This window comes from Paenisporosarcina sp. TG-14, from assembly GCF_000297555.1.
Taxonomy (GTDB): Bacteria; Bacillota; Bacilli; order Bacillales_A; family Planococcaceae; genus Paenisporosarcina; species Paenisporosarcina antarctica.
In genome coordinates, this window is record NZ_AMGD01000077.1 from 1 (window position 1) to 12645 (window position 12645).

Genomic DNA, 12645 nt, shown 5'->3' on the forward strand with positions numbered 1-12645 from the left:
TATGGTTACTCTTCTTAAAAGGATCGGACGCGCTTTGCCCGGTTTTTCTCAGATCGATGTTTATTAGGAGGAATATGGGTTAAAGGGAATAAATCGAGCGTGAACAGGATTAAAACTAGTTCGAACAGGAATAAACATCATGTGAACAGGAATAAAGTGTTCGCCATCAGGAATAAACACACATGAACAGGAATAACCAAAACTACAAGCAAGATAAAAGTCTAATCTATTTACTAGTCACGACATTTCCAGGCAATTCCACCTATAATCAAAACAATTGTGACAATCTCATCAATTTGTTAAACTTACATTATAATTATTATAAAGTAACTTAAGGTTTAGTATTGATTTCATAGCTTGTTCACAATTAAAACCTTGTTTTCATAATGGTTATGGTATAATGAAAGACATGAATATACAACGTGAGAGGTGTTATGAAGCCATGCATACCATCGTAGTGGGTGTTAATTATCGTACAGCGCCGGTAGAGATTCGCGAACGACTGTCCTTCGTAGAATCCGATTTGCCGAAGGCGATGCGAGCACTGCAGGAGCAAAAAAGCATATTAGAAAACGTAATTGTCTCAACATGTAACCGGACCGAAGTCTATGCAGTTGTCGATCAGTTACATACTGGACGTTATTATATTAAACAATTTCTAGCCAATTGGTTCAAATTACCGATTGAATCGTTTTCATCTTACTTATTTATTTATGAAAGTGATGGGGCGGTCGATCATTTATTCCGTGTAACTGCGGGGATTGATTCAATGGTACTTGGAGAAACTCAGATTCTTGGACAAGTACGTAAAAGTTTCTTAGAAGGTCAGGAACGCGGTACAACAGGAACAGTGTTTAATCAATTGTTTAAACAATCTGTAACATTTGCTAAACGAGCGCATGCTGAAACGGCTATTGCCGAGAATGCAGTTTCGGTTTCCTATGCAGCTGTTGAACTTGGAAAGAAAATCTTTGGTTCTCTTAAACAAAAGCATGTAGTCATTTTAGGTGCTGGGAAAATGGGTGAGCTTGCCATTAAAAACCTTCATGGAAATGGAGCAGGCAAAATCACAGTTATCAATCGTACATTGGAAAAAGCTCAGTTACTCGCTGAACAATTTGATGGTCAAGCTAAATCAATGCAAGAACTTCAATGTGCTTTACTAGAAGCAGATATTCTAATAAGTTCAACAGGTTCAACTGATTTTGTGATTGACTTAGAATTAATGCAATATGTTGAACGATTACGCAAAGGTAAACCGTTATTTATGGTCGATATCGCTGTACCACGTGATTTAGATCCACGTATTGCAGAACTTCCAAATATGTTCTTATATGATATTGATGATTTACAAGGTATTGTTGATGCCAACTTAGCAGAACGACAAAAAGCTGCTAATGAAATCATGATTATGATAGAGCAAGAACTTGTCCAATTTAAAGACTGGCTTGGTACATTAGGTGTGGTACCGGTGATTTCAGCACTTCGCCAAAAGGCGTCACAAATTCAAGCGGATACGATGGTAAGCATTGAAAATAAAATGCCTGAACTAACGGACCGTGAACGTAAAATTTTGAACAAGCATACTAAATCAATTATTAATCAATTGTTAAAAGAGCCGATATTACAAGCGAAAGAACTTGCTGCTTCTCCTAAATCTCATGAACAACTCCAATTATTCCAACAAATATTTGGAATTGAAGAAGAGGTCCAACATGAAAAAGCAAGACAACTGTTGGTTACTAAACAACAAGAAGATGTTGTGGAAGTTACTCAAGTTGGAGGGAAATCAACACAAGAAGTTAAAGTTAATCCAATCTATTCATATTAGTTCAAGTTAGAATGCGTTTTCGTCACTGTATGGTAAACTATACATGCGAAAACGCTTTTTTTATGTTTAGCTAAGTTGCTACTAAAGTCAGTGTTTGCGAACAATTTATTGTGAAAGGACATTTTCAGGTTTGAAGCGAAAAGGGGTAAGCTAGTGGCGGATTTGACCATGACAAGGCTGCATGAAGGTATGGTAATTCTCTACGCAATCAGTCTTGTATTTTACTTCATAGATTATTTAGATAAAGATTTCAAAGCCCACCGCATAGCATTTTGGATACTTAGTACGGTATGGCTATTGCAAACGGTGTTTTTAATCCTATATATCGTCGAAACAAAGCGATTTCCGATATTGACGTTGTTTGAAGGAATTTATTTTTATGCGTGGTTATTGATCACATTATCCATTGTACTTCACCATACATATCGCGTAATGATATCCGTATTTTTCTTGAATGTGATTGGCTTTATTTTTATGACGATTCATACATTTTCACCCGTACAAATTGAACGCTCACCCGTTGGAGAAACACTGGTTTCAGAGTTGCTATTTATTCATGTAACGTTTGCGATTCTATCGTATGTTGCTTTCTCGTTATCATTTGTTTTTTCGACGTTGTATCATATTTTGTATCGTTTATTAAAGAAAAAGAAATGGACGAAACAATTTAGTGAATTGCCTTCTCTTGATCAAACTGAGAAAGGCATGACGGTATCAATCCTCACAGGAATTCCGTTCCTACTTGTTAGTTTGATTCTTGGTTTGCAATGGGCGTATGTATCTCTCAATGAATTTTCTCTCAGTGATGTGAAAATAATTGGTTCATTTATTTTATTATTTGTATACGGCTATTTATTTTATCGACGCAAAAAAGGCACGCTACAAGGAACGGGGTATGCATGGGGACATGTCTACGCTTTCCTGTTAGTATTGGTTAATTTCTTTTTAGGAAGTAGCTTATCTGAATTTCATTTTTGGTATTAACATTAATAACTGTTCAAAAAGGAGCATCGGTTAAGAATGCCACACAATGTGGCAACACCTGAGTGATCAACGTAGGTTGGCTCCGAGCGACTTTTTGAACTTCATACAAGGAAGGTTGATGACTGTGAGAAAAATTATTGTAGGTTCTAGAAGAAGTAAATTAGCATTAACGCAAACGAATTGGTTTATTGAACAAATGAAACAAGCGGGGGCGCCGTTTGAGTTTGAAGTAAAAGAGATTGTTACAAAAGGAGATAAAATCGTTGACGTACAACTTTCAAAAGTTGGAGGCAAAGGTTTGTTTGTAAAAGAAATTGAACAAGCTCTATACGACAAAGAAATTGATTTTGCTGTTCACAGTATGAAGGACATGCCGTCAGAATTACCACAAGGCCTTGTTATTGGATGTATTCCTCCGCGTGAAGATCCACGTGACGCATTCATTTCAACAAATCATGTGAAATTTATGGACCTACCAATAGGATCAATCGTTGGAACAAGTAGTCTACGCCGCTCGGCTCAGCTTTTGTTACTGCGTCCTGATCTTGAAATTAACTGGATCCGTGGTAATGTTGATACGCGATTAGCGAAACTTGAAACGGACGAATTCGATGCCATCATTTTAGCTGCAGCGGGCCTTAAACGTCTAGGGTGGAGTGACGATGTGGTAACAGAATACTTATCACCGGAAGAGTGTTTACCTGCTGTTGGACAAGGTGCTTTAGCAATTGAGTGTCGTGCAGATGACAAAGAATTGTTAGCTGAAATGAGTAAATTAACACATGAAGATACTTGGAACGCTGTTCATGCAGAACGTGCATTTTTACATGCAATGGATGGTGGATGCCAAGTTCCAATCGCTGGTTATGCAACAATCGAAAAGGGACAAGTAGAATTTACTGGACTCGTCATTTCTCTTGATGCAGAACAAGTATTTAAACAAACATCAACAAATGTAGAACCAATAACAGCAGGTAAAGAAGTGGCGAAAATATTAAGCGAGCAAGGTGCTTACGATTTAATACAACAAGTTAGAGCCGATTTGAATGTCTAAAAAAGGTGATTTGCAAGGACAAACGATTGTCTTTACAGGTCATCCAAAGTCACCAGAGGCCTTTCTTGAAGTAGAGAGGCTGGGAGGCAAAGTGGAAGCTTTTCCTCTCATAAAAACAGCAGAAGTATCTCATCAAGATAATCTTTTTATGAATAGTCTCAACTCGTATGATTGGCTGATTTTCACAAGTCAAAATGCAGTGATTGCTTTCGAACAAAAACTGGCGAGGTATGGAGTTGTCATTGCTAATTTCAAATTCAAAGTCGCTGCGGTTGGTAGTAGAACAGCGCATGCATTAGAAAAAATAGGATTACATGTAACATTTATACCAACTACATATAGTGCAGACGAATTCGTTGAACAGTTTAAACAAGTCTCTAGTCCCGAGCAATGCTGTTTGTTTTTAAGGGGTTCTCTCGCAAAAGCAACAATCAAACAAGGCTTATCTCAACTAGTAGATGAATGGACGGTGTATGAAACACTTCCTGACATCAATAATGCAAAAGAATTATCAGCCTACATTGCACAATATCCTAATGTCTTTGTGGCATTTGCGAGTCCATCATCAGTACATATATTTGCACGCGATATCGCTCCGTATACGGGTTGGGATCAAATCAATATAGCCGCGATTGGTCATGTCACAGCGGACGCTTTAAAAAGCCATGGGGCGACAGTTCATGCACAATCGAGCACATATACATGGCTTGCACTCGTTCAAGAAATTGCTAATTGGAAGGATGATTCTCAGAAATGAAAGAACTTCAATTTAACAGACATCGCCGCTTAAGAGGCAGCGAAACTTTACGCGCAATGGTTCGCGAAACTAGATTACATACAGACGATTTAATTTATCCACTATTCGTTGCTGAAGGTGAGAATATTAAACATCCCATCTCTTCAATGCCAGGTGTGTTCCAATTTTCTCTCGATCACTTAGGAGCGGAACTCGACGAAGTGGTGTCACTGGGAATCCCTTCTATTATTTTATTCGGAATTCCTCTTGAAAAAGACGCTGAAGGTACACAAGCGTATCACGATCATGGCATCATTCAAGAAGCGATCCGTTTTGCGAAAAATCGTCATCCTGAATTAATCGTTATTGCGGACACCTGCTTATGTGAATATACAGACCATGGACATTGTGGAGTTATTGAGAATGGACAAGTACTAAATGATCCAACACTAGATATATTAGCACGAACAGCTATAGCGCAAGCAAAAGCTGGTGCGGATATTATTGCCCCATCGAATATGATGGATGGATTTGTCGCAGCAATTCGTTACGGATTAGACGAAGCTGGGTTTTCGCATCTTCCAATTATGTCGTATGCGGTTAAATACTCATCTGCATACTATGGTCCATTCCGTGAAGCCGCAAACAGCGCACCGCAATTTGGTGATCGTAAAACGTATCAAATGGATTATGCCAACCGCAATGAAGCGATGCGTGAAGCAACATCTGACGTCGAAGAAGGCGCGGATTTCCTAATTGTAAAACCTGCATTGTCTTATTTAGATATTGTGCGTGACGTGAAAAATAACTTTGATGTACCTATTGTTGCTTACAATGTAAGCGGAGAATATGCCATGGTAAAAGCGGCAGCTCAAAACGGCTGGGTAGATGAGGAAAAAATCGTACTGGAAACATTAACGAGCATGAAACGTGCTGGAGCAGATTTAATCATGACGTATCACGCAAAAGACGTGGCACGTTGGTTGGGGGCGAAATAATGGAACGTTCTTACGAAAAATCAAAACAAGCATTTAGTGAAGCGGTCAAACTAATGCCAGGTGGAGTGAATAGCCCGGTTCGTGCATTTAAATCAGTTGATATGGATCCTATCTTCATGGCAAGTGGTAAAGGGGCTACGATTACTGACGTTGATGGCAATGAATACATCGATTACGTGTTATCTTGGGGTCCTTTGATTTTAGGTCACTCTCATCCAGACGTTGTAGCTGCTATTCAAAGAGTAGCTGAGACAGGTACGACCTTTGGTGCGCCAACGCTTGTTGAAAATGACTTAGCGAAACTTGTAATGGAACGTGTGCCTTCAATTGAAATGGTACGTATGGTATCGTCAGGGACTGAAGCAACTATGAGTGCACTGCGTGCGGCTCGTGGCTTCACAGGGCGAGATAAAATATTGAAATTTGAAGGTTGCTACCATGGGCATGGGGATAGCTTATTGATAAAAGCGGGTTCAGGGGTCGCTACGTTAGGTTTGCCAGATAGCCCTGGCGTTCCTGAAGGTGTTGCGAAAAACACCATTACGGTACCTTACAACGATGTAGAGAGTGTGCGTGCTGCGTTTAAACTTTACGGTGATGACCTAGCGGCAGTAATCGTTGAACCAGTGGCAGGGAATATGGGAGTTGTTGGCCCACAACCTGGCTTCTTAGAAGCACTTCGTGAATTGTCTACGGAGAACGGAACCGTTCTAATATTTGATGAAGTAATGACTGGTTTCCGTGTTGGTTACAACTGTGCACAGGGCCATTTCAATGTTACACCGGATATGACGTGTCTAGGTAAAGTAATTGGAGGAGGACTTCCAGTTGGTGCTTACGGAGGGAAACTTGAAATCATGTCTCAAATCGCTCCAAGTGGTCCGATTTATCAAGCGGGTACACTTTCAGGTAATCCACTTGCGATGACAGCTGGAATTGAAACATTGTCACGTTTAACACCAGAGACGTATGATCACTTCAATAGACTAGCTGATCAACTAGAAGCGGGATTCCGTGATGCGGCATCTAAGTATCACATTCCTCACACAGTAAATCGTGCAGGGTCTATGATTGGATTCTTCTTTACAAATGAAAAAGTGACTAACTTTGATATTGCTAAAACGTCTGATCTTAAGTTGTTCGCAAAATATTATCGCTTGATGGCTGAAGAAGGCATTTTCTTGCCACCTTCACAATTTGAGGGCATGTTCTTATCTGCAGCTCATACATCTGAAGATATTGCAAAAACTGTCCAAGCATTCCATAAAGTGTTTGCTCAATTAGCTTAAAACACACGTCCTGTTACTCATTAAGAGTAGCAGGACTTTTTGCATTGGAAGAGGTGGGGCATGTTGCACAAAAATTGGATTGTTTTACGAACATTTTTAATAGCAGCTACAAGTGGATTCGTGTTACATTCCATCGGTATTTTTTTACCATGGTTACTCGGACCCATGATTTCATTACTGTTATTAAGACAATATACAAAGTTAGAATTTCATTGGCCAAAAATACTCCGTCAAATGGGCTTAATATTCTTAGGCATTCAAATCGGCTCATCTTTTACCAAAAAAGCAATTGAACTTATGTGGGTTGACCTACCTTTAATGGCTTTATTAACATTCTCTGTAGTGACTGTGGCACTTCTCCTAAGTTATGTATTCATGAAAATGTCAGGGGAAACAGTTGCTACAAGTGTATTAGGTTCACTACCTGGAGGCTTATCGCAAATGGTGCTTCTTAGTGAAGAAGTGAAATCGGCAAATTCGACTGTCGTCATGTTAATGCAAACCTTTCGTATATTCGTAGTTGTTACGATTGTCCCATTTTTAACTGCATGGATTCCAAAAGGCTCACATTTTAATGATGGTTCACTTGATGTCTTATCATCTTTTAATATGACTCATTTTATTATTGTCGTCGTAGTAGGAATAGCTCTTTTCATTGGGATGAAAAAAAATCATTTTCCTCTTCCTGAACTCATGGCACCTATTATAGCGATGGCCATTGTGCAATTCATCACCGATCATCCTGTTGTAGAAGTTCCATTACTGGTGTTAATTCTTTCTCAAATATTTGTCGGTTCACATTTAGGCCTTCAGCTCGAAAAAGTACGAGATAAATTATCTGTCCGCATGTTTAGTGCGATTGTGCTATCAAATTTAGTTTTAATTGCATTTTGCGTTGGCTTCGCTTACGTTTTAACGGCCATTCATCCAATTAACACGTTTTTAGATTTCTTTATAAGTGCGGCACCTGGTGGTATTGCTGAAATGTCCATCACTGCTCTAGAAACTGGGGCGGACCTATCGACAGTCACAAGTTTTCATTTATTCCGGATTTTCTTTATTTTGTTAATAGCGGGTCCCATATTAACGTACGCATTGAAAAAATGGCTGAAATAACTTGTACTAAAATCATAATAGCTCGTTCTCTCGCATAAAATCTTTCACATAGCATTGTGAAGGAGGACAAGAATTGAATCATGTAAATTGGAAGCTTCAAGAAGTATTTTATTTCCCGGAAAGTTTTGGGGTGCCTAGTAGTGCTTCACGAATAGATGTTAAACCGCAAGTAGAATTTCAACAGCTAAACGGAGTAAGCAGTTTACATGGCATTTACCATATTGCGGCGAACGTCGCATTTCAACCAGGTGAATGTCAACATCACGGAACATCAGAATGGATTTCGATTGAAGATTTAGATGTTAGTGGAGAAAACGGTTATTTTGAATATGCAGTACCATTATTTGTAGAATTACCACCTACTTATGTACATGGAGACGTAAAGCCTGAAATTCATTTATCAGATGTGCATGCTTCCGTTACAGATGACCACACGTTAAAAGTTGAATGGGATGTAATGTGCTCATATGAACTTCCCCCACCACCAGAATCCTCATCAGTAGAAAGTAGTAGTTCATCAAGTGAAAATTCTACTTCTGAGGAAAGCCTAGTGATTAAAGAAGATATTGCTTTGCCGTTTTTCTTGCGCGGTTTAAAGGATGAGTATTCTGTATTTAAAGTTAAATAATATCTTTGTGAAACAAAAAAAGAATGGAAATTAACAGGCATAAAAGCAAAAAGTCAAATGTAGTTGGAAGGAAAATGGTGCGAATTAATTCGAAAACTGTAATAGGTAGAATGATGTTTTTACAATAAAAACGAGTCTTTCGAAGCCAAGGGGGAAGCAGGTAGGGGTTATATCCTCTTCTCATTAAAATTTCTCCTTTCAAAAATACTTGACGGCTTGATAAAAAATTCGATACAATACTCATCAATAGTACTTACTAAAATGATAAATAAATTAATATTGATGCATAGATTGGGAAGAGTAAAATGATGTTGTTATCAAAAGAGAGGAAACGTCTGGTGAAAGTTTCCGTTAACACATGTTTGAATGTCGCCCATGAGCAGTTTCTGTGAACGAAATTAAGTAGCAGAAACCGGTTTAAAGCCGTTATATAACTTTGAGAGCGTGATGATGATTTTGTCATCTGCGAATAAAGGTGGTACCGCGAACAACTCCTTCGTCCTTTTATGTGACGATTGGAGTTTTTTCGTATGGGTAAGATATAAAACGTATTAACTATACCTTTGTTCTGGTGTAGGTCTGTCGAGCTTGAGTGGCGCTTTGCGCTTTTCTATAAAAAGGAGGAACTGATGATGACTGAACAACAAAAGCAGCTACCTACGAAATATGATCCTAAGTCCATCGAACAAGGACGCTATGAATGGTGGCTTGAAGGAAAGTATTTTGAAGCACAACCTGAAAGTGGCAAAGAACCATATACCATCGTAATTCCTCCTCCAAATGTAACTGGTAAATTACACTTAGGACATGCTTGGGACACGACGTTACAAGATATATTAATTCGTATGAAACGCATGCAAGGATATGATGCATTATGGTTACCAGGAATGGACCATGCAGGAATTGCAACTCAAGCAAAAGTAGAAGAAAAACTTCGTTCTGAAGGAATATCACGTTACGATTTAGGTCGTGAAACATTTGTTAAAGAAACGTGGAAATGGAAAGAAGAATATGCTGGTCATATTCGCACGCAATGGTCAAAACTTGGTTTAGGATTAGATTACTCACGTGAACGTTTTACACTGGATGATGGTTTATCCAACGCAGTAAAAGAAGTTTTCGTTAAACTTTATAATAAGGGACTTATTTATCGTGGTGAACGTATTATCAACTGGGATCCGGCAACAAAAACAGCGTTATCGGATATCGAAGTAATCCATCAAGACGTACAGGGTGCTTTCTATCATATGCGCTACCCACTAACAGATGGCACGGGACATATTGAAATTGCGACAACTCGACCAGAAACCATGCTTGGCGATACAGCCGTAGCTGTTCATCCTGAAGATAAACGTTATATGCATTTAATCGGTAAAACACTAACATTACCGATTATTGGTCGTCAAATTAAGATCGTTGCAGATGACTATGCCGATATGGCATTTGGTAGTGGAGCTGTTAAAATTACACCAGCTCATGACCCGAATGACTTTGAACTCGGTAACCGTCATGACTTAGAGCGCGTGTTAGTGATGAATGAAGACGGTACGATGAATGGTCTAGCTGGAAAGTATGAAGGCATGGATCGTTTCGAATGTCGCAAACAAATTGTAGCGGATCTTCAAGAATCGGGCGTACTATTTAAAATTGAAGAACATATGCACTCAGTAGGTCACTCTGAGCGTAGCGGAGCAGTTGTAGAACCGTATTTATCAACACAATGGTTTGTTAAAATGCAGCCATTAGCTGACGAAGCGATTAACCTTCAACATGGTGATGGCAAAGTTCAATTCGTACCAGATCGATTCGAAAACACCTATATGCGCTGGATGGAAAACATTCGCGACTGGTGTATTTCACGTCAATTATGGTGGGGACACCGAATTCCCGCTTGGTATCACATTGAAACAGATGAAATCTACGTTGGTCATGAAGCACCAGCTGACATTGAAAACTGGAAACAAGATGAAGATGTATTAGATACGTGGTTTTCATCAGCGTTATGGCCGTTTTCAACGATGGGTTGGCCAGACGAATCAAATGAAGAATTCAAACGCTATTACCCTACAGATGTATTAGTAACAGGTTATGATATTATATTCTTCTGGGTATCACGAATGATTTTCCAAGGACTCGAATTTACGGAAAAACGTCCATTTGATGACGTATTAATTCATGGACTAGTGCGCGCTGAAGACGGACGCAAAATGTCGAAGTCTTTAGGTAACGGGATTGACCCAATGGACGTTATTGACAAATACGGTGCCGATTCACTTCGTTACTTCTTATCAACGGGTTCATCACCAGGGCAAGATTTACGTTTCTCCATTGAAAAGGTAGAATCTGTTTGGAACTTTGCCAATAAAATTTGGAACGCATCACGTTTTGCCATGATGAACATGGAAGGCATGAAGTATGAAGATATCGATTTAAGTGGAGAAAAATCTGTTGCAGATGCATGGATTCTAACTCGCTTAAACGAAACAATCGATCAAGTAACGAAGCAAGCTGAAAAATATGAGTTCGGTGAAGTAGGACGTACACTTTACAACTTTATATGGGATGATTTCTGTGATTGGTACATCGAGATGGCAAAACTGCCATTACATGGTGAAGACGAAGACGCGAAGAAAATGACGCGTTCAGTTTTAGCATATACACTAGACAACACCATGCGTTTACTACATCCATTTATGCCTTTCATTACTGAAGAAATTTGGCAGAGCCTACCACACGAAGGTGAATCAATTACAATAGCGGCATGGCCGACTGTAAACGAATCATTAACAGATAGCAAAAAAGCATCTAGCATGAAGTTGCTTTCTGATATCATTCGCTCTGTTCGAACGATTCGTGCTAAAGTACAAACACCAATGAGCAAAAAAGTACCACTATATATCTCGGCGAAAGATGCAGAAACATTAGCAGTACTCGAAGAAAACGCGATGTACTTAGTGAAATTCTGTAACCCAGAGCCATTAGTGGTAGGTCAAGGAATTGAAGCGCCAGGTCAATGCATGTCGAGTGTAGTCTCAGGTGCAGAACTATTCCTACCATTAGAAGGCTTAATCGATATTGCAGCTGAAACTGTGCGCTTACAAAAAGAGCTTGAAAAATGGGCAAAAGAAGTTAAACTCGTTACAGGTAAACTGTCAAACGAACGCTTCGTTTCAAAAGCACCAGAGTCAGTGGTAGCAGAAGAACGAGCGAAACAACAAGACTATATAGAAAAACACGCAATCGTTGAAAGACGCTTAGCTGAATTGAAAAATTTATAAAATGTAAATAGAGTATCCCTTTGCTTTCCGTTTCAGATGGACGCTTTCCGCGGGCACGGCTTCAGCCTCCTCGTCGCGAAAAACACGTGCTCCTGCGGTTACTCGTCGCAAACGAATTGTGCACAATTCCTTTCCTGTGGGGTCTTCAGCTCGCGCTGTTTCCGCTGGAGTCGCCATCTTGCACTCCAAGCAACTAAAATTGCCCGTTAAAATAGGATAAGATTATATAAATTGCCTGATCCAGTGAAATGCTTAAAAGTAGGATTATGCTGCTTTTGAAAGATAGGTGTTTTGGCAGTGAAACTATAATTACACGCTTTACATCTGAAACGTCTTTTATTAAATAAATAGGTTGGATTTACATCCTTAATCGACAAGGTCATTTGAGATGATTGAGTCCCATTTTTATAAACCGTATAGTCAATGTTTCTGACACCGCAACCTTTGCAATGTTTGGATCTTGAATATCGAGCAATAATTTAATACTAGTAGAATGTAACAAGTGAGTTCCCTCCTGGATAATGGTTTTGGTCGACTTTTATTCTACAAGGAATCTCACTTTTTTCTATATCAATCTGAACTTATGTTTCCTATATTCTCTTAGCTGATTGGAGTGCAGAGCGGCGACTCCGGTGGGATTAGCGTGACAGGTGAGACCCCGCAAGAGCACGGTTTTCGCGACGAGGAGGCTCACCGCACGCCCCACGGAACGCGTCCGCTCGGAACGGAAA

10 protein-coding genes and 1 other annotated feature are annotated in these 12645 nt (G+C 39.4%); of the genes, 9 read left to right on the top strand and 1 reads right to left on the bottom strand.

The features are described 5' to 3' along the window. Nucleotides 1-442 precede the first annotated feature (442 nt). From hemA to C406_RS0117390, 9 genes are all read left to right on the top strand, one after another. On the top strand, nt 443-1831 hold the full coding sequence (gene hemA, locus C406_RS0117345; protein ID WP_017381929.1) for a glutamyl-tRNA reductase: 1389 nt from the start codon (nt 443-445) through the stop codon (nt 1829-1831). A 153-nt stretch (nt 1832-1984) separates the two neighbouring features. Further along, nucleotides 1985-2815: a cytochrome C assembly family protein gene (locus C406_RS0117350; RefSeq protein WP_017381930.1), complete on the top strand. Its 831-nt coding sequence runs from the start codon at nt 1985-1987 to the stop codon at nt 2813-2815. 124 nt (nt 2816-2939) lie between these two features. Continuing rightward, nucleotides 2940-3869 carry a hydroxymethylbilane synthase gene (gene hemC, locus C406_RS0117355; protein ID WP_026045742.1) on the top strand — a complete coding sequence of 310 codons (930 nt, stop codon included), beginning with the start codon at nt 2940-2942 and terminating at the stop codon, nt 3867-3869. Beyond that, the gene (locus C406_RS0117360; RefSeq protein ID WP_017381932.1) at nt 3862-4626 is read left to right on the top strand and encodes a uroporphyrinogen-III synthase; all 765 of its coding nucleotides are present in this window, start codon (nt 3862-3864) and stop codon (nt 4624-4626) included. The genes hemC and C406_RS0117360 overlap by 8 nt, the downstream gene beginning before the upstream one ends. Then, nucleotides 4623-5603 (top strand): porphobilinogen synthase, encoded by a 981-nt coding sequence (gene hemB / locus C406_RS0117365; protein ID WP_017381933.1) that lies wholly within the window; start codon nt 4623-4625, stop codon nt 5601-5603. Before C406_RS0117360 ends, hemB begins: the two co-directional genes overlap by 4 nt. After that, nucleotides 5603-6892: a glutamate-1-semialdehyde 2,1-aminomutase gene (gene hemL / locus C406_RS0117370; protein ID WP_017381934.1), complete on the top strand. Its 1290-nt coding sequence runs from the start codon at nt 5603-5605 to the stop codon at nt 6890-6892. Before hemB ends, hemL begins: the two co-directional genes overlap by 1 nt. A gap of 60 nt (nt 6893-6952) precedes the next feature. Beyond that, a complete protein-coding gene (locus C406_RS0117375) occupies nt 6953-8008 on the top strand; it encodes an AbrB family transcriptional regulator (protein ID WP_017381935.1) in 1056 nt (351 codons plus the stop codon). A 73-nt stretch (nt 8009-8081) separates the two neighbouring features. After that, nucleotides 8082-8636: a hypothetical protein gene (locus tag C406_RS0117380; protein WP_017381936.1), complete on the top strand. Its 555-nt coding sequence runs from the start codon at nt 8082-8084 to the stop codon at nt 8634-8636. Nucleotides 8637-8914: 278 nt separating this feature from the next. Then, nucleotides 8915-9143: a binding site (T-box leader), on the top strand. A gap of 125 nt (nt 9144-9268) precedes the next feature. Further along, complete coding sequence (locus tag C406_RS0117390; protein ID WP_017381938.1) at nt 9269-11914, top strand: valine--tRNA ligase; 2646 nt, start codon at nt 9269-9271, stop codon at nt 11912-11914. A 379-nt stretch (nt 11915-12293) separates the two neighbouring features. Here the strand turns inward: C406_RS0117390 and C406_RS21310 are convergent, their stop codons facing one another. Beyond that, on the bottom strand, nt 12294-12416 hold the full coding sequence (locus C406_RS21310) for a hypothetical protein (RefSeq protein ID WP_017381940.1): 123 nt from the start codon (nt 12414-12416) through the stop codon (nt 12294-12296). Nucleotides 12417-12645 lie beyond the last annotated feature (229 nt).

Coding starts and splice junctions, on each gene's coding strand:
- hemA (WP_017381929.1), top strand. CDS start 443: ATGCATACCATCGTAGTGGGTGTTAATTATCGTACAGCGCCGGTAGAG.
- C406_RS0117360 (WP_017381932.1), top strand. CDS start 3,862: ATGTCTAAAAAAGGTGATTTGCAAGGACAAACGATTGTCTTTACAGGT.
- hemB (WP_017381933.1), top strand. CDS start 4,623: ATGAAAGAACTTCAATTTAACAGACATCGCCGCTTAAGAGGCAGCGAA.
- hemL (WP_017381934.1), top strand. CDS start 5,603: ATGGAACGTTCTTACGAAAAATCAAAACAAGCATTTAGTGAAGCGGTC.
- C406_RS0117375 (WP_017381935.1), top strand. CDS start 6,953: ATGTTGCACAAAAATTGGATTGTTTTACGAACATTTTTAATAGCAGCT.
- C406_RS0117390 (WP_017381938.1), top strand. CDS start 9,269: ATGACTGAACAACAAAAGCAGCTACCTACGAAATATGATCCTAAGTCC.